This is a genomic window from Streptomyces sp. SudanB182_2057 (assembly GCF_964272715.1).
Classification (GTDB): Bacteria; Actinomycetota; Actinomycetes; order Streptomycetales; family Streptomycetaceae; genus Streptomyces; species Streptomyces rubradiris.
On sequence record NZ_OZ186798.1, the window covers coordinates 3,134,495 to 3,151,469 of the forward strand.

The following is a 16,975-nucleotide window of genomic DNA, read 5'->3' on the forward strand; positions in this document are numbered from 1 at the left end:
CCGTCACCTCAGCTTCGGGTCGAGGGCGTCGCGGACCGCGTCGCCGAGCATGATGAAGGCCAGCACCGTCACGGCCAGCGCGCCCGAGGGCCACAGCAGGGCGTGCGGGGCGTTGCGGATGAAGGGGGAGGCCGCGGAGATGTCGATGCCCCAGGAGACGCTGGGCGGTCTGAGGCCGACGCCGAGGTAGGACAGGGTCGCCTCCAGGGCGATGTAGGTGCCGAGCGCGATGGTGGCGACGACGATGACGGGCGCCACCGCGTTGGGGGCGATGTGCCGCAGCAGGACGCGGGCGTCGGAGGCGCCGAGGGCGCGGGCGGCCTGGACGTAGTCGTTCTGCTTGACGGTGATGACCGAGCCGCGCGCGATCCGGGAGATCTGCGGCCACCCCAGCAGCACCATGAAGCCGACGACCGGCCAGACCGTGGTGGAGGTGACCATGGAGAGCAGGACCAGGCCGCCGAGGACGACCGGGATGGCGAAGAAGATGTCGGTGAGCCGGGACAGCAGCGCGTCCCAGATCCCGCCGAAGTAGCCCGCGAGTCCGCCGAGCACCGAGCCGAGCAGCGCCACCCCGAGCGTGGCGCACAGGCCGACCGTGACGGACGTGCGGGCGCCGTGGACGGTGCGGGTGTAGACGTTGCAGCCCTGGCCGTCGTAGCCGAAGGGGGCGCCCGGGGCCGGGCCGTCCTGGGATCTGGCCAGGTCACAGCTCAGCGGGGAGCCGGGGGCGATCAGCGAGGGCCACAGGGAGATCAGCACCAGGAAGCAGATGACCAGGGCCGACAGCAGGAAGACGGGGTTGCGGCGCAGGTCGTGCCAGGCGTCGGACCACAGCGAGCAGGGCCGGCCGGCCGGTCCGGGCGCCGGTGGTCCGCCCGGTGTCCCCTCCAGCGTGACGGCCTCGCTCGCGCCGAGGTCCATCGCGCCGCCCATGCCGGTGCCGGCGATCGCGCCTTCGGGCTCGTAGGGCTGTTCAGGCATGGCGGATCCTCGGGTCGAGTACGGCGTACAGCAGGTCGACGAGCAGGTTGGCCACCAGGAAGACGAGGACCAGCACGGTCACGAAGCCGACGACGGTCTGGCTGTTCTGGCGCAGGATGCCCTGGTAGAGCTGGTAGCCGACGCCGTGGATGTTGAAGATCCGCTCGGTGACGATGGCGCCGCCCATCAGCGCGCCGATGTCGGTGCCGATGAAGGTGACCACGGGGATGAGCGAGTTGCGCAGCAGGTGCCGGGTGACGACGCGGCGGCGGGGCAGGCCCTTGGCGACGGCGGTGCGGACGTAGTCGGAGCGCCGGTTCTCCGCGAGCGAGGTGCGGGTCAACCGGGTGACGTAGGCGAGCGAGACGGAGGCGAGGACCAGCCCGGGCACGATCAGCTCGTCGAAACCGCCGGCGCGCACCGAGGGCCTGATCCACTGCCACTTGATGCCGAGCAGCAGTTGCAGCAGCAGGCCGGTGACGAAGGTCGGCACGGAGATGACCACCAGGGTGGCCAGCAGCACCGCGGTGTCCACGGGCCGGCCGCGCCTGAGCCCGGTCACCACGCCCAGGGTGACGCCGACGACGACCTCGAAGAGGACGGCCACGACGGTCAGCCGGACGGTGACCGGGAACGCCGTCGCCATCAGCTCGGTGACCGGCTGTCCGTTGAACGCCGTGCCGAAGTCGCCGGTGAAGACCTTCCCCATATAGGTGAGGTACTGCCGCCACACCGGCTGGTCGAGGCCGAACTCCCGTCTGAGCTGGGCGGCGGTCGCCGGGTCGCAGGCCCGTTCGCCGCACAGGCCGGCGACGGGATCGCCCATCACGTTGACCATCAGGAAGATCAGCAGCGTGGCCCCGACGAACACCGGGACCATCTGGAGCAGCCGCCGCAGGACATGGCGTCCCATGCCTCAGCCGACCCTGATCTCGTGGTAGACGGGCACGCTGAAGGGGTTGAGCGCCACGTGGGACAGCCGCTCGGAGTAGCCGGCGTTGCCGTTCTGGTACCACAGGGGGATCGCGGCCATGTGGTCCCGGACGACCTCCTCGGCCCGCTGGAAGAGGGCGACGGACCGGGCGGGGTCGGTCTCGGCGTTGGCCCGGTCCACCAGCCGGTCGAACTCCTCGTTGGACCAGGCGCCGTCGTTGGAGGAGGCGCCGGTGTAGTAGAGGGGCTGGAGGAAGTTCTGGATGAGCGGGTAGTCCATCTGCCAGCCCGCCCGGAACGGGCCGGTCATCCGGTGCCTGCCGAGCCGGTTGCGGAAGTCGGCGAAGGTGCCGACCGGGTTGCCGACGCAGGCCCGGTCGTCGCCGAGCGCGTTGTTGATGGAGTTGCACACCGCGTCGACCCACTGCCGGTGCGAGCCGGAGTCCGCGTTGTAGGTGACGGTGAGCCGGCCGCCGGGGATGCCGCCGCCCTCCTCGATCAGCTCGCGCGCCCGGCCGGGGTCGTACTCGCACGCCCTGCCGCACAGGCCCTTCTTGTAGCCGCCGGCCGCGCCGAGCACCGGGGAGGTCCAGTCGGTGGCCGGGGTGCGGGTGCCGCGGAAGATGGTGTCGGTGATCTGCCGTCGGTTGATCGCCATGGACAGCCCGGTGCGGACCTTCTCCGCGCCGGGTCTGCTCCAGGCCTCGTCGTAGTAGGGGAAGGCGAGGGTCTGGATGATGCCCGCGGGGGTGTTGAGGTAGCGCTCGCCGAGATCGCTCCGCACGTTCTTCAGCTGGGCGGCGGGGATGTCGTCGGCGAGGTCGAGGTTGCCGGCCAGGAGGTCGGTGTAGGCGGTGTTGCTGTCGGTGTAGACGAGCAGGGTCACACCGTCGTTGCGCGCCTTGTCCGGGCCGGGGTAGCCGTCCCACCTCTTCAGGTACATCTGCGCGCCCTTTGTATAGGACGCGATGGTGTACGGGCCGTTGCCGACCGGCTTGCGCATCCAGGCCGCGTGGTCGGTGAAGAAGACGCGGGGCAACGGAGCGAAGGCGGCGTAGCCGAGGGTGTCGGGGAAGCCGGAGAACTTCTGGTTGAGCCGGACGGTGAAGGTGTGGTCGTCCACCACCCTCAGTCCGCTCAGGGTGTCGGCGCGCTGCCGTCCGCTCGCGGGGTGGACCTCGTCGTAGCCGTCGATGTAGCCGAAGAAGTAGGCGTTCTTCTGGTTGTTGCGCAGGCTCGCTCCGTAGTTCCAGGCGTCCACGAAGGAGCGGGCGGTCACCTTCTCGCCGTTGGAGAAGATCCAGCCGTTTTTCAGGCGGACGGTGAAGGTGCGCGAGTCGCGGGTCTCGATGGACCGGGCCAGAAAGTCGTGGGCCTTGCCCGTTTTCGGGTCGTACCGCTTCAGGCCCCGGAAGATCATGTCGAGGACCTTGCCGCCCTGCACCTCGTTGGTGTTGGCCGGCTCCAGCGGGTTCTGCGGGTCGGCCCAGGAGGAGCTGAGCACCGCGCCGCCGTTGCCGCCGGCGCCCGCGCCCGCGCAGCCCACGGCGGTGAGCGCCAGGACCGCCGCCGCGCCGGCGGCCCGTCGGGCGTGCGTGCTGCGCCGCATGGCATGCCTCCTCGTGAGCGGGAAAACGAGTACGGGTCGAGGGACACATACCGCGTGCGACTGCCGCGTACCGCCCGAAAAGACGGCCTTTAGGGGGACGCGTCATCCGATTGCAGGCACCCGGCGCCCGGCCACTGATGATCTTGACCGTCCAGCGCAATAGATCTCCGCGTAACGATGCCGAAACGTTGGATTGGGACGGGGCGATGTACGCATGTCGACACTCCACCGTCCGCATATCGAACTTCTTGCCTGTTTTGCGTAGTTGGTCCGATGTGAAGCACGGATTGATTACGGCGCGCTACCCGCGTAGCTACGGAACGGTCAAGTAAACGTAAAGAAGGTAAAGAGAACACCAAGGCGTCCGAGAATTTATTGACCTTGAATGAATTGCGTTGAAAAAGTCCGGCGTAGCCCGTAGGGGAGCGCCCTGCGGAGCCTTGACCCACAAGGCACGGAGCATCATGACCCCCGCAACCCCTTCCCCGGCCGCCTCGCTCGAGGTGACCGACGAAGACAGCGCCGCATCGGCGAAGCCCGGCACCCCCAAGGGCACCGAAAGCCGCTCTCCGGGACGGCTGGCCTGGATCCGCTTCAAGCGGGACCGGACGGGCGTCATATCCGCCTTCGTGGTGATCCTCTTCTTCGTCGTCGGCATCCTCGCCCCGCTCATAGCCAAGCTGTACGGCAAGGACCCGTACACCACCTACGGCATGAACATCCCGGGCCTGCTGAACGAGTTCAACTACCCGGTCAAGCCCAACGGCGGCATCAGCTCCGACTTCTGGTTCGGCATCGAGCCGCAACTCGGGCGGGACGTCTTCACCTTCCTGCTCTACGGCATCCGCAACTCGCTGCTCATCGCGACCGCGGCCGCCCTGCTGACGACCCTGCTCGGTGTCGTCGTCGGCATCACCGCCGGTTACCTCGGCGGCAAGACGGACTACTTCGTCGGCCGGGTGATCGACATCCTGCTGGCCTTCCCGCAGACCCTCTTCTTCATCGCCTTCTGGCCCGTGGTGATGGCCATCTTCGTCTCGCCGGAGGAGAACACCCCGGTCTGGCTGACCGTCACCAGCCTCATCCTCGTGATGACGGCCTTCGGCTGGGCCTCCATCGCCCGGCTGCTGCGCGGCGAGGTGCTCGCGCTGCGCGAGCGGGAGTTCGTGGAGGCGGCCAAGGTCACCGGCGCGTCCCCGGCACGCATCATCTTCAAGGAACTGCTGCCGAACCTGTGGACACCGATCCTCATCCAGTCGACGCTGCTGCTGCCCGCGTACGTCACGGCGGAAGCGGGCCTCGCCTTCCTCGGCGTCGGTCTGACGGACCCCACCCCCGACTGGGGCGTGATGATCCAGAACGGCGCCAAGGTGTACCAGGACGACATCACCTTCATGCTCTTCCCGGGCCTGTCGATGGTGGTCTTCGTGGTCGCCTTCAACCTCCTCGGTGACTCGGTCCGCGACGCCCTGGACCCCAAGACCAAGCGCTGAGCTCCATCCCCGGCCACGGCGACGGGGCCCGGCCGGGGTCCCAGCACCACTTCGTTCCTCCAGCAGAACAGGCCAGCCATGTCCTTTTCCCGCAGAAACTTCCTGATCGCCACGTCCGTCGCGGCCGCGGGCTCCACGGTGCTGTCCGCGTGCAGCAGCGGTGACGCGGGCGGCGGCGGCACCCCGAGCGCCGGCGCCACGGAGTACACCGGCGCCCAGGTCACCATCGGCACCCAGGCCGACTCCACCGGCCCGGCCCCGGAGGTCCCCGGCGCGAAGAAGGGCGGGACGATCTACGGCCTGGCCCCGGACGACTTCTCGCACCTGGACCCGCAGCGCATCTACTACGCGTACAACTCCACCGTCGCGAACGTGCTGCACCGCTGCCTGACCGGCTACAAGATCGACGCCAACGGCCGGCAGAAGCTGGTCGGCGACCTGGCCACCGACACCGGCACCTCCTCCGCCGACAACAAGACCTGGACCTTCACGCTGAAGGAGGGTCTGAAGTGGGAGGACGGCAGCGAGCTGACCGTCGAGGACGTCCGCCACGGCATCGAGCGCTCCTGGGCCACGTTCGTCACCGAGGGCGCCGACTACGTCCAGCGCGCGCTGACCGGCAAGGCCGGCAAGTGGCGTGACGCCTACGAGGGCCCGTACAAGGGCAAGCACCTCGACTCGATCGTCACCGACAAGGCGAAGCGGACGATCACCTTCAAGCTGGCCGAGTCCAAGCCGGACTTCAACTTCACCCTGGCGATGCACTCCTACGCCCCGGTGCCGGCGAAGCTGGACACCAAGGAGAAGTACGACAAGAAGCCGGTCGCCTCCGGCCCGTACATGGTGAAGGCGCACACCACCGACAAGTCGATGGTGCTGACCCGCAACAAGCACTGGGACCCGAAGACGGACCCGATCCGCAACGCCTACCCGGACGGCTTCGAGTTCCGCTTCGGCGTGGAGATCCTCGACTCCACCGACCGCCTCATCGCCTCCCAGGGCAACGACGCCTACGCGGTCTCCATCTACAAGGGCGTCCCGGCCGAGCGCATCCAGAAGGTCCTGACCGACCCGGAGCTGAAGAAGCGCACCTTCAACGGCCTGATCGGCGGCACCTACTTCTACTGGATCAACACCAAGCGGGTCACCGACCTGAAGGTCCGCCAGGCCCTGATCCACGCCTGGCCGCTCCAGCAGATCCGGCAGATCTACGGCGGCCCGTCCGCCGGTGACATCGCCACGACGACCCTCAGCCCCGACATCATCGGCTACGAGAAGTCCGATGTGTACGGCAAGCTGAAGAAGCCGCAGGGCGACCCGGAGGCCGCGAAGAAGCTGCTGAAGGAGGCCGGGAAGGAAGGCCAGAAGATCGTCTACGCCTTCCCGAACGACCCGACCTACAACAAGACCAAGGTCGTCATCGAGAACGCGCTCAAGGCGGCCGGCTTCTCCCCGGTCATCAAGCCGATCGACTCCACGTCCTACTACGACCAGGTCCAGCAGGTCGACAACAGCTACGACGTGATGTGGGGCGGCTGGTCCCCGGACTGGCCGACCGCCTACACGATGCTCCAGCCGCTGTACGACGGCGATGCCATCGGCGACGGCAAGAACAACGTCTCGCAGACCAACGTGGACTGGATCAACGAGGGCATCAAGAAGAACGCGGTCATCAGCGACCAGAACGAGGCCGGCAAGGCCTGGATGGCCCTCGACAAGCGGATCATGGAGGAGGTCGCCCCGGTCATCCCCGAGACGTTCACCCGCCGCTTCTACGTCTACGGAAACAAGGTCGGCGGCGCGCAGTTCGACCCGAACTTCTCCGCCACGCTGCTGTACAAGACCTTCGTCAAGGCCTGACGTACGGCCCCCTAGGCGGGGCGGCCCCGGTGCCGCCCCGCCGTCTCTCCCCCCTACGGCATCCGTCAGGAAATCCCAACTGCCATGTTCCGCTTCCTCGTCCGCCGGATCCTCGGCGCCGCGGTGATTCTGCTGATCATCAGCGCCCTGGTGTTCGTCCTGTTCTACGCCGCTCCGCGCGACCCCGCCCGCATCGCCTGCGGCAAGGTCTGCACCCCGGAGACCCTGGAGTTGGTGAAGAAGAACCTGGGGATCTCCGATCCGCTCCCCATGCAGTACTGGGAATGGCTCAAGGGCCTGTTCGTGGGGCGGGACTACACCTCGTACGGGCACTGCGACGCGCCCTGCCTGGGGTACTCGTTCCAGAGCCGTGAGCCGGTGCTGGACACCATCCTGGACCGCTTCCCCACCACCATCTCCCTGTCCCTCGGCGCGGCCGTGGTCTTCCTGATCTTCGGTGTCGGCACCGGCATGCTGGCCGCCGTCAAGCAGGGCAAGGCGCTGGACAAGATCGCCAGCTCGGCCTCGCTGATCGCCTCCTCGATGCAGATCTACGTGGTCGGTGTGTTCGCCACCTACCTCCTGGTCGACCAGCTGCACCTGCTGGACCGGGCCAGCTACACGCCGTTCACCGACAACCCCGGCAAGTGGTTCTCCGGCCTGCTGGTGCCGTGGCTGGTGCTGTCGCTGATCTTCACCGCGAACTACACCCGTATGACCCGTTCGCAGATGGTCGAATCGCTCACGCAGGACTACGTGCGCACGGCCCGCGCCAAGGGCCTGTCCCGCCGCACGGTGTTCTTCCGGTTCGCCTGGCGCGGTGCCATGGGCCCGATCATCACCATCTTCGGTCTCGACCTCGGTGTGCTGCTCGGCGGCGCGATCATCACCGAGTCGACCTTCAGCCTCCAGGGCCTCGGCATGCTCTCGGTGAAGGCGGTCGGCACCAACGACCTGCCGATCCTGCTGGGCGTCATCATGGTCGCCGCCGCCGCGATCATCGTCTTCAACATCCTCGTGGACGCCGTGTACGCCCTGATCGACCCGCGCGTGCGCCTCGCCTAAGGAGAGACCCATGAGCACCCCCTTCCTCTCCGTCCGCGACCTCAAGGTGCACTTCTCCACCGAGGACGGCGTCGTCAAGGCCGTCGACGGGCTCTCCTTCGACCTGGAGAAGGGCAAGACCCTCGGCATCGTCGGCGAGTCCGGCTCCGGCAAGTCCGTCACCAACATGGCGATCCTGGGCCTGCACGACCCGCGCAACACCGCCCTCGACGGCGAGATCCTGCTCGACGGCAAGGAGCTGGTCACCGCCACCGAGAAGGAGCTGGAACAGCTCCGCGGCAACAAGATGTCGATGATCTTCCAGGACGCGCTGGCCTCGCTGTCGCCGTACCACACCATCGGCGCGCAGATCGGCGAGACGTACCGCAAGCACACCGGCTGCTCCAAGAAGGAGGCCCGGGAGCGCGCGGTCGAGATGCTCCGCCGGGTCGGCATCCCGCAGCCCGACGTCCGGGTGGACGACTACCCGCACCAGTTCTCCGGCGGTATGCGCCAGCGCGCGATGATCGCCATGGCGCTGGTGTGCGACCCCGAGCTGCTGATCGCCGACGAGCCGACCACGGCCCTCGACGTGACGGTCCAGGCGCAGATCATGGACCTGCTGAAGGACCTCCAGCAGGAGTTCGGCACCGCGATCATCTTCATCACGCACGACCTGGGCGTCATCGCGGACATCGCGGACGACGTGCTGGTGATGTACGGCGGCCGGTGCGTGGAGCGCGGCACCAAGAAGGAAGTGCTCCAGACCCCGCAGCACCCGTACACGCTGGGGCTGCTCGGCTCCATGCCGAGCCTGGACGGGCCGGTCGACGTACCGCTGTCGCCGATCCCCGGCTCGCCGCCCTCCCTGCTCAACCCGCCGTCCGGCTGCCGCTTCCACCCCCGGTGCGCGTTCGCCGATCAGGTGGCCGGCGGGCGGTGCTCCAGTGAGCGGCCCGCGCTGGAGTTCGTGGACGGGCGGGCCGCCGCCTGCCATCTGACGCCGGAGCAGAAGCGCGAGTTGTTCTCCGACCACGCCGCGGCCCGCACCCACTGACGGTCTTCAGACGGGACTTCACCACCATGAGCAGCACCACCCCCCTCCTGGACGTCTCCGGGCTCACCAAGCACTTCCCGATCAAGGGCGGCTTCCCCATCAAGCGGACCGTCGGCGCCGTGCAGGCCGTCGACGGGCTGGACTTCCAGGTCGCCCCGGGCGAGAGCCTGGGCCTGGTCGGCGAGTCCGGCTGCGGCAAGTCGACCACCGGCCGGCTGATCACCCGCCTGCTGGAACCGACCGCCGGCAAGATCACCTACCAGGGTCAGGACATCACGCACGCCGGCCGCAGGGAACTGGCGCCGATCCGCTCCGAGATCCAGATGATCTTCCAGGACCCGTACGCCTCGCTGAACCCGCGGCAGACGGTCGGCAAGATCATCTCCGGGCCGATGGAGATCAACGGCATCAATCCGGAAGGCGGCCGGGAGAAGCGGGTCCGCGAGCTCCTGGAGATCGTCGGCCTGAACCCCGAGCACTACAACCGGTTCCCGCACGAGTTCTCCGGCGGCCAGCGCCAGCGCATCGGCGTCGCCCGGGCGTTGGCCCTGGAGCCGAAGCTGATCGTCGCCGACGAGCCGGTCTCCGCCCTGGACGTCTCCATCCAGGCCCAGGTCGTCAACCTGCTCCAGAAGGTGCAGAGGGAACTCGGCATCGCGTTCGTGTTCATCGCCCACGACCTGGCCATCGTCCGGCACTTCTCCCAGCGCGTCGCCGTGATGTACCTCGGCAAGATCGTGGAGATCGCCGACCGCGAGGACCTGTACGGCAACCCGCGCCACCCCTACACGCGGGCCCTGCTGTCCGCCGTGCCCGAGGCGACGGTGGACGAGGAGCCGCGCGAGCGCATCCGGCTGACCGGTGACGTGCCGTCGCCGATCAACCCGCCCTCCGGCTGCCGCTTCCGCACCCGCTGCTGGAAGGCGACCGAGAAGTGCGCGTCGGAGGCGCCGCCGCTGGTGCGGGTGGAGGGCAACAAGCCGGGCCACCTGACGGCCTGCCACTACCCGGAGACGGCGGACACCGTGCCCGCCCCGCGCCTCTCCAAGGACCCCGAGGCGGCGGCCTGACACACCCCTTTCCGTCGGCCGCCCCTTCGCGGAACGGACTTTCACCGGCCCATTGACCCGAGCCCATGAACGTCCGGTCCAGGGGACGAGGGCCCGCGCCTGCCCAGGCGCGGGCCCTCCTTCGTACCCCACCGGTTCGGACGGCGAACCCTCACGTGGTCCGGTCGCGGCCCCGGAGACCGTCACGGAGGCCCGCCGGTCCCGGAGGTGCCGTGCCCCGGGGGCGGCCCGAGGGCCCCTGGGACACGTACGGCCCTCTCGTCACCGCCGCCCGCCCTCGGCCAGCGCGGACACGTCGGCCCAGTCCTCCCAGGTCTTCAGCCGCTCGGCGTAGACCTGGGCGACGGCCGGGAGGGAGGAGGCGCCGAAGAAGACCCGCAGCGGCGGGTTCTCCGCGTCGACGATCTCCAGCAGCGCCCGGCCGGCCGCGGCGGGGTCGCCGGCCGGGGCACCGCTGAAAGCGGCGGCCACTGCGGCTCGCATCCCGTCATAGACGGACAGGGGCCGGGCGTGGACACCGGAGGGGCCCGCCGCGTCGGTGGCGAAGTTGTCGGGCTCGACCAGCGTGACCTTGACGCCGAACCCGGCCACTTCCCGGGCCAGGGTGTCGGTCAGCCCTTCCAGGGCCCACTTCGAGGCGTGGTAGCCGCCCATGTTCGGCCAGGTCGTGACTCCGCCGAACGAGGAGATCTGGACGATGTGGCCGCCGCCCTGGGCGCGCAGGAACGGCAGGGCGGCCTGCGTCACCCACAGCGCGCCGAAGAAGTTGGTCTCGAACTGGTCCCGGACCTGCTCCTCGCCCAGTTCCTCGACCGCGGTGCCGACGGCGCCCTTGTCCCGCACGTCCAGGGCTATCGGCAGTACGGCGTCCCCGTAGGCGGTGACGAGGTCCGCGAGCGCGGTGGTGTCACGGGCGGTGGCCGCGACCCTGTCGCCCCGGGAGAGGGCCGCTTCCGCGAACCGGCGGCCGAAGCCGCGGGACGAGGCCGTGATGAACCAGGTCTTGGCCTTGACGACTCCCGGTGACGCCGGTCCCCGGCCGCCCGCCCTGCGTGACCGCATGCGGCAGGCGATGCGCGCCGAGGTCGCAGAGGTGGCGATCCGGCTCTTCGCCGAGCACGGGTTCGACGGCACGACCGTGGACCGGATCGCCGCCGAGGCGGGGCTCTCGCGGGCCAGCCTCTTCCGCCACTTCGGCACGAAGGAGGACATCGTCCTCGGCCACCTCGAGGAGTACGGCCACGCGCTCGCGGAGGCGCTCGCCGCCCGGCCGGAGGAGGAGCCGCCCTGGAAGGCACTGCGCCGCGCCTTCGACGTGATCATCCGGGACGAGGAAGAGTCGCCCGAGCGGACCCTGAAGCTGCTCCGCATGCTCTGCGAGACCCCGTCGCTGAGGGCCCGGCACTGGGAGAAGCAGCTGCGCTGGCAGACCCTGCTGGTGCCCGAGGTCTCCCGGCGGCTGGGCGTGGACCCGGCCGACACCCGGGACTCCCGGGCGCACGCGCTCGTCGGCGCCGCGCTCGCGTGCCTGGACGCGGCCGGTGCCGCGTGGCTGGCGTGCGACGGGGCCACCCCCGTCTCCGTCCTCCTGGACCGGGCGATGGAGACACTGGCCGCCTGAGCCCCGCGCGGCGGGGACGCCCGCTGCCGACGGCCCGTGCGGCGGCAGCGGCCGGGCGTCGACCGCTCGACCCGGCGCCGGCCGCACGGCCGTGCCGGTTCCCCGCCGCCGTCCGGACGTCCCGGCGGGGCGCCGCGCACCGCTCCCCGGACGGGGCGGCGGTCCCTAGGCCCGGTCGGTCCGCTCCTCCTCCAGCGCCGTCAGTGCCGGGTCCAGCACGATGTCCTCGGCCCGGGCGCCGGTGGTCGGCTCCTCCGGGAAGTGGCAGGCCGTGAGGTGGCCGTCGCGGTTGCCGGAGAGCCGGAGCAGGGGCGGTTCCTCGGCGGCGCACTTGTCCTGGGCCTTCCAGCAGCGGGTGCGGAAGCGGCAGCCGGAGGGCGGGGAGATGGGCGACGGCACGTCACCGGCCAGCCGGATCCGCTCGCGCCGGGGCGCCTCGCCCTCCGTCAGGGTCACCTCGGGGACGGCGGAGAGCAGGGCGTGGGTGTAGGGGTGGCGGGGGCGGGTGTAGATGGAGTCGCGGTCCCCCATCTCGATGATCTTGCCGAGGTACATCACGGCGACGCGCTGGGAGAAGTGCCGGACGATGGCGAGGTCGTGGGCGATGAACACGAACGCGATGCCGAGTTCCCTCTGCACCTTCTGGAGCAGGTTGACGACCTGGGCCTGGATGGAGACGTCCAGGGCGGAGACCGGCTCGTCGGCGACGATCAGCTTCGGCTCCAGGGCCAACGCCCGGGCGACGCCGATGCGCTGGCGCTGGCCGCCGGAGAACTCGTGCGGGAACCGGTTGTAGTGCTCGGGGTTCAGGCCGACGATCTCCAGGAGCTCGCGGACCCGCTTCTCCCGGCCGCCTTCCGGGTCGATGCCGTTGATCTCCATCGGCCCGGAGATGATCTTGCCGACCGTCTGCCGCGGGTTCAGTGACGAGTACGGGTCCTGGAAGATCATCTGGATCTCGGAGCGGACGGGGGCGAGCTGCCTGCGCGTGGCGTGGCTGATGTCCCGGCCGCGGTAGGTGATCGTCCCGCCGGTCGGTTCCAGCAGGCGGGTGATCAGCCGGCCGGTGGTCGACTTGCCACAGCCGGACTCGCCGACCAGGCCGAAGCTCTCGCCCGGCGCGACCCGGAAGTCCAGCCCGTCGACGGCCTGCACGGCGCCGACAGTTCGCTTGATGGGGAAGCCGCCCTTCACCGGGAAGTGCTTGACCAGCCCGGAGACCTCCAGCAGGGGTTCCGGCGGCGCGTCCGCGGCGGCCTCGCGGGCGGCGGGGAGGACCAGGTCCTCTTTCATGGCGGTTGTCCTCCTAGCCCAGTCGGGGCCTGATCTCTTCGGCGAAGATGGTGCGTTTCTGTTCGGCGCCCAGATGGCACGCCGAGGAGCGGCCCGGCGCCAGCGCGGGGCTCTCGGTGACGCAACGGTCGCCGCCGACCCGGTCCCGGAAGGCGCACCGGGGATGGAAGCGGCAGCCGGACGGCGGGTGGAGCAGGCTCGGCGGTGTCCCGGGGATCGGCGCCAGCGGGGTGGCGAGGTCGGAGTCCAGCCGGGGCATGGAGTTCAGCAGGCCCCAGGTGTACGGGTGCCGCGGCGCGCGGAGCACCTCGTCGACCGTGCCCCGCTCCACCGCCCGCCCGGCGTACATCACCATGATGTCGTCGGCCATGTCGGCGATGACCCCGAGGTCGTGGGTGATGAAGACGATCGCGGTGCCGAACTCCCGCTGGAGGTCCTTCAGCAGATCCAGGATCTGGGCCTGCACGGTCACGTCCAGCGCGGTGGTCGGCTCGTCCGCGATCAGCAGGTCCGGGTCGCACACCAGCGCCATGGCGATCATCGCGCGCTGGCGCATGCCGCCGGAGAACTGGTGCGGATAGTCCCGGGCGCGCTCCGCGGGGTTCGGGATGCCGACCTTGCCGAGCATCTCCACGGCACGTGCCCAGGCGGCCTTCTTCGAGGCGCCGGTGTGCTTCATGTACGGCTCGGCGATCTGCCGGCCGATGGTGTAGAAGGGCGACAGCGCGGTGAGCGGGTCCTGGAAGATCATCGCCACCCGGTTGCCGCGGAGCCGCTCCAGCTCCTTCTCGCCGGCGGTGATCAGCTCCTTGCCGTCCAGGACGATCTCCCCGTCGACGGTCGTGAACAGCGGGTCGTGCAGCCCGAGGACGGTCAGGTTGGTGACCGACTTGCCCGAGCCCGACTCGCCCACGATGCCGAGGGTCCGGCCGCGGTCGACGTCGAAGGAGAGCCCGTCGACGGCCCGGACCGGCCCGTCCTCGGTGGAGAACGTCACCCGGAGATCGCGCACCGAGAGGAATCCGCCCGGCCCGGCCGGGGCCGGTGCGCCCCCGGCCTTGGTCACTGTGGTCACAATGGCTGGTCTTCCTAGGAGAGCCGGATGCGGGGGTCGATCCACGCGTACGTGATGTCGGTGAGGATGTTGATGAGCAGGATGAAGAAGGCGCCGAACAGCATCACTCCCATGGTCAGCGGCAGGTCCTTGTTGACCGCGCCGTCCACGGCGAGCCGGCCGATGCCCTGGAGGGAGAAGGTCAGTTCGGTGACGACGGCGCCGCCCAGCATGGAGCTGACGTCGATGCCGAGGATGGTGACGATGGGGATGAGCGAGCCGCGCCAGGCGTAGCGCAGGAAGACGTATCTGCGGGACATGCCCTTGGCGCGCGCGGTGCGTACGTGGTCCTCGGCGAGCTGCTCGATCATCGACGAGCGGGCCATACGGGTGTACTGCGCGGTGAAGATCGTGGCCAGCACGCAGACCGGGATCGACATCCCGACGAACCAGCCGACCGGGTCCCGGGTGAGGGGCACGTACTTCGGGTCCTCCATCCAGCCGGTGCTGTAGACGAGGATCGTCAGCACGACCGGGCCGAGGAAGTAGATCTGGAAGGAGCTGAGCACCATGGAGGTGCCGGTGGCGACCTTGTCCACCAGGGTGCCGCGCCGGTAGGCGGCGATCATGCCGGCGCCGATCCCGACGAGGAGGAAGACGACGGCGCCGCCGGCGGTCAGGGTGAGGGTCAGCGGGAACCGGTCCATGATGGTGCTCCAGACCATGTCCCCGGAGTAGAACGACACGCCCAGGCAGGGCGCCGAGCAGTGACCGGTCGGGAAGTCCCGGCCCGTCACGATGCCGGACATGAAGTCCCAGAACTGCCGGGCCAGGGGCAGGTCGAGCCCCAGCGCCTCCCTGATGTCCGCCAGCCGCTGGGGCGAGCAGTCCTTGCCGCAGGCCAGGGAGGCGTAGTCGGAGGGTGCGGCCACGAAGAGGAAGAACGTCGCCGCCCCGATGAGGAACAGCGTGACGAAGGCGCCGACCGTGCGCCGGAGGATGAACTGGACCATGGCGGGCTGGCTGCTCTCTGCGGAGTCGGTGGGAGACGGTGGGCGGACCGGGGCCGGGGCGGCGGGGCGCCCGCCGCGCGGCGCGCTCCGCCGCCCCGGCCGGACGTCACGACTTCAGGTACAGCCGGTTGATGTCGATGAGGCTGGACACCGTGCCGTAGCGGGCGCCGCCCACGTTCGAGCCGGAGAGCTGGAACTGCTTCGCGTACCACAGCGGGGCCGCCGGGAGGACGTTCTCCAGCAGGTGGTGGTGGGCTTCCTTCCAGGTCTTGGCCGCCTCGGCCGGCTGCTGGGTCAGCGCCTTCTTGATGAGGGCGTCGACCGTCGGGTCCTTCACGTGCGAGTAGTTGGAGGAGCCGTCGAAGACCTGCGAGCCGTCGTAGATCGGGGTGACGACCGTGCCCGGGGACGGCCAGTCCTGGCCCCAGCCGGTGATGTACATGTCGTAGGGGTTGTCGAGCTTGCCGATCTGCTCGTAGTAGCTGGCCGCGTCGATCTCCTTGGCCACGATGTCGAACCCGGCCTTGCTCAGCGCGTCCTCCAGGGCGACCTTGCGCCGCTGGCCCTGCTCGCTGTTGGTGTAGGCGAGGACCAGCTTCTTCTCGGCGGCCGGGATCTCGGCGAGGAGCTCCTTGGCCTTGGCGAGGTTGCCCTGCGGGGTCTTCAGCCGGCCGTAGGGGTCGTAGGAGGGCTCGTAGCCGGGCAGCGTCGGCGCGAAGAGGTTCGGCGCGACCTCACCGCCGTAGGCGCCGCCCTCGCCGGCGATGAGGGACTTGGAGTTGACCGCGTAGGCGGCGGCCTCACGGACCTTCTTGTTCTTGACCCGGTCGAGGTTGAAGGTCAGCGCCATGACGAAGGGCTGGTAGCCCCTGACGGTGCGCTTGTTGGCCTCCGGGTTCTTGATGACGTCCTGGATCTGGGTGGCGTCGATGCCGCCGGTGAGCTGGATGGCGTTCTTGTTGTCGCCCTCGTCGGCGAGCAGCCGCTTGGTCTGGGTGGACTCGGTGACGCCGAACTGGATGGTGAAGCCGTCGACGTACTGGAGGCGCACGGAGTCGGTCTTCGGGTCCCAGCCGGTGTTCCGCACCAGCTTCAGCGTCTTTCCCGCCTTGTTCTCCGCGATCTTGTACGGTCCGGTGGCGACCGGCTTCTTCTCGTACCGCTCCTTGGTGTCGCCCTTCTCGGGGACGACGGCGTAGCCGTGCATGGCGAGCGTCTGCGGCAGGTCCGGGCGCGGCTGGTCGAAGTGGAAGACCACCGTCTTGTCGTCGGGGGTGTCGAGCACCGAGGCCGGCAGGTGCTTGCCGTCGAAGCCGCCGCCGGGCAGGGCCTTGCGGTAGTCGGTGCCGCTCAGCCAGGTCTGCAGATAGGTGGGGCCGTCGAAGATGAACTTCGCGTACTGGCGCTCCACGGTGTGCCGGACGTCGGCCGAGGTGAGGGCGTTGCCGTTCTCGTCCTTGACGCCGTCCTTCAGCGTGTACGTCCAGGTCTTGCCGCCGTCGGAGGACTTGCCGGAGTCGGTGGCGAGGTCGCCGACGACCGAGACGTTGCCCTTGTCGTCCTCCTTGAACTGGGTCAGGCGGCGGAAGAGCAGGTTGGCGACCTGGCCGGAGTCGTTGACGTAGATCTGGCCGGGGTCCAGGTGGGACAGGCCCTGTTCCTGGTAGACGGTGATCGTGCCGCCGCGCCTGGCGCCGGGCACGTCCTCGGCGGGTCCGGTCGATCCCGCGGCGTCGGCGTAGGTGACCGGCTGGGACTGGACCGCCGCCTCCTTCTGGTCCTCGTCGGTGTCCTTCCCGGACTTGCCGCCCTCGTTCTTCGAGCAGGCCGTGAGAGCGAGGGAGCCGGCCGCGAGGGCGATCACGACGGCACGCGCTGCGCGGGCACGCTGAGACATCATGTGGGCTGTCCACCTACCTGTCGGGTCTGTTATCCGTGAGATCT

Annotated in this window: 14 protein-coding genes; 6 read left to right on the forward strand and 8 right to left on the reverse strand. The window is 69.4% G+C overall.

Annotation, left to right across the window (positions count from 1 at the left end):
- Positions 1–3: 3 nt before the first annotated feature.
- Genes ACSURM_RS13345 through ACSURM_RS13355 form a run of 3 tightly spaced genes read right to left on the reverse strand, consistent with a single transcriptional unit; the run spans position 4 to position 3,526 of the window.
- Positions 4–984, reverse strand: coding sequence for an ABC transporter permease (locus ACSURM_RS13345; RefSeq protein WP_436955201.1), 981 nt, complete (start codon positions 982–984; stop codon positions 4–6).
- Entirely contained in the window at positions 977–1,897 is a 921-nt protein-coding gene (locus tag ACSURM_RS13350) for an ABC transporter permease (protein WP_359040917.1), read from the reverse strand. Before ACSURM_RS13350 ends, ACSURM_RS13345 begins: the two co-directional genes overlap by 8 nt.
- A 3-nt stretch (positions 1,898–1,900) precedes the next feature.
- Complete coding sequence (locus ACSURM_RS13355) at positions 1,901–3,526, reverse strand: peptide ABC transporter substrate-binding protein (protein WP_436955202.1); 1,626 nt, start codon at positions 3,524–3,526, stop codon at positions 1,901–1,903.
- Positions 3,527–3,990: 464 nt separating this feature from the next.
- Between ACSURM_RS13355 and ACSURM_RS13360 the strand changes: the two genes are divergently transcribed.
- From ACSURM_RS13360 to ACSURM_RS13380, 5 genes are all read left to right on the forward strand, one after another.
- Positions 3,991–5,019: an ABC transporter permease gene (locus tag ACSURM_RS13360; RefSeq protein WP_436955203.1), complete on the forward strand. Its 1,029-nt coding sequence runs from the start codon at positions 3,991–3,993 to the stop codon at positions 5,017–5,019.
- A 78-nt stretch (positions 5,020–5,097) separates the two neighbouring features.
- Positions 5,098–6,879 (forward strand): ABC transporter substrate-binding protein, encoded by a 1,782-nt coding sequence (locus tag ACSURM_RS13365; RefSeq protein WP_436955204.1) that lies wholly within the window; start codon positions 5,098–5,100, stop codon positions 6,877–6,879.
- Positions 6,880–6,963: 84 nt separating this feature from the next.
- Positions 6,964–7,944, forward strand: coding sequence for an ABC transporter permease (locus tag ACSURM_RS13370; protein ID WP_436955205.1), 981 nt, complete (start codon positions 6,964–6,966; stop codon positions 7,942–7,944).
- A 10-nt stretch (positions 7,945–7,954) separates the two neighbouring features.
- Positions 7,955–8,980, forward strand: a complete 1,026-nt coding sequence (locus ACSURM_RS13375) for an ABC transporter ATP-binding protein (RefSeq protein WP_436955206.1) — start codon at positions 7,955–7,957, stop codon at positions 8,978–8,980.
- A gap of 26 nt (positions 8,981–9,006) precedes the next feature.
- Entirely contained in the window at positions 9,007–10,050 is a 1,044-nt protein-coding gene (locus ACSURM_RS13380; RefSeq protein WP_436955207.1) for an ABC transporter ATP-binding protein, read from the forward strand.
- Between the two features lie 261 nt (positions 10,051–10,311).
- Here the strand turns inward: ACSURM_RS13380 and ACSURM_RS13385 are convergent, their stop codons facing one another.
- Positions 10,312–11,112 carry an SDR family NAD(P)-dependent oxidoreductase gene (locus ACSURM_RS13385; protein ID WP_436955208.1) on the reverse strand — a complete coding sequence of 267 codons (801 nt, stop codon included), beginning with the start codon at positions 11,110–11,112 and terminating at the stop codon, positions 10,312–10,314.
- Between ACSURM_RS13385 and ACSURM_RS13390 the strand changes: the two genes are divergently transcribed.
- On the forward strand, positions 11,111–11,671 hold the full coding sequence (locus ACSURM_RS13390) for a TetR/AcrR family transcriptional regulator (RefSeq protein WP_436955209.1): 561 nt from the start codon (positions 11,111–11,113) through the stop codon (positions 11,669–11,671). The two genes, ACSURM_RS13385 and ACSURM_RS13390, sit on opposite strands and share 2 nt — an antisense overlap.
- Positions 11,672–11,836: 165 nt before the next feature.
- Here ACSURM_RS13390 and ACSURM_RS13395 read toward each other — a convergent pair whose 3' ends face one another.
- The 4 genes from ACSURM_RS13395 to ACSURM_RS13410 all read right to left on the reverse strand — a co-directional run bounded on the left by ACSURM_RS13395 (position 11,837) and on the right by ACSURM_RS13410 (position 16,931).
- Positions 11,837–12,964, reverse strand: a complete 1,128-nt coding sequence (locus ACSURM_RS13395; RefSeq protein WP_436955210.1) for an ABC transporter ATP-binding protein — start codon at positions 12,962–12,964, stop codon at positions 11,837–11,839.
- 13 nt (positions 12,965–12,977) lie between these two features.
- Positions 12,978–14,039: an ABC transporter ATP-binding protein gene (locus tag ACSURM_RS13400; RefSeq protein ID WP_436955211.1), complete on the reverse strand. Its 1,062-nt coding sequence runs from the start codon at positions 14,037–14,039 to the stop codon at positions 12,978–12,980.
- 14 nt (positions 14,040–14,053) lie between these two features.
- Positions 14,054–15,031, reverse strand: coding sequence for an ABC transporter permease (locus ACSURM_RS13405; RefSeq protein WP_436955212.1), 978 nt, complete (start codon positions 15,029–15,031; stop codon positions 14,054–14,056).
- Between the two features lie 106 nt (positions 15,032–15,137).
- Positions 15,138–16,931 (reverse strand): ABC transporter substrate-binding protein, encoded by a 1,794-nt coding sequence (locus ACSURM_RS13410; RefSeq protein ID WP_436955213.1) that lies wholly within the window; start codon positions 16,929–16,931, stop codon positions 15,138–15,140.
- Positions 16,932–16,975: the final 44 nt, after the last annotated feature.

Coding starts and splice junctions, on each gene's coding strand:
- ACSURM_RS13395 (WP_436955210.1), bottom strand. CDS start 12,964: ATGAAAGAGGACCTGGTCCTCCCCGCCGCCCGCGAGGCCGCCGCGGAC.
- ACSURM_RS13380 (WP_436955207.1), top strand. CDS start 9,007: ATGAGCAGCACCACCCCCCTCCTGGACGTCTCCGGGCTCACCAAGCAC.
- ACSURM_RS13355 (WP_436955202.1), bottom strand. CDS start 3,526: ATGCGGCGCAGCACGCACGCCCGACGGGCCGCCGGCGCGGCGGCGGTC.
- ACSURM_RS13390 (WP_436955209.1), top strand. CDS start 11,111: ATGCGGCAGGCGATGCGCGCCGAGGTCGCAGAGGTGGCGATCCGGCTC.
- ACSURM_RS13360 (WP_436955203.1), top strand. CDS start 3,991: ATGACCCCCGCAACCCCTTCCCCGGCCGCCTCGCTCGAGGTGACCGAC.
- ACSURM_RS13350 (WP_359040917.1), bottom strand. CDS start 1,897: ATGGGACGCCATGTCCTGCGGCGGCTGCTCCAGATGGTCCCGGTGTTC.
- ACSURM_RS13365 (WP_436955204.1), top strand. CDS start 5,098: ATGTCCTTTTCCCGCAGAAACTTCCTGATCGCCACGTCCGTCGCGGCC.
- ACSURM_RS13370 (WP_436955205.1), top strand. CDS start 6,964: ATGTTCCGCTTCCTCGTCCGCCGGATCCTCGGCGCCGCGGTGATTCTG.
- ACSURM_RS13385 (WP_436955208.1), bottom strand. CDS start 11,112: ATGCGGTCACGCAGGGCGGGCGGCCGGGGACCGGCGTCACCGGGAGTC.
- ACSURM_RS13375 (WP_436955206.1), top strand. CDS start 7,955: ATGAGCACCCCCTTCCTCTCCGTCCGCGACCTCAAGGTGCACTTCTCC.
- ACSURM_RS13345 (WP_436955201.1), bottom strand. CDS start 984: ATGCCTGAACAGCCCTACGAGCCCGAAGGCGCGATCGCCGGCACCGGC.
- ACSURM_RS13410 (WP_436955213.1), bottom strand. CDS start 16,931: ATGATGTCTCAGCGTGCCCGCGCAGCGCGTGCCGTCGTGATCGCCCTC.
- ACSURM_RS13405 (WP_436955212.1), bottom strand. CDS start 15,031: ATGGTCCAGTTCATCCTCCGGCGCACGGTCGGCGCCTTCGTCACGCTG.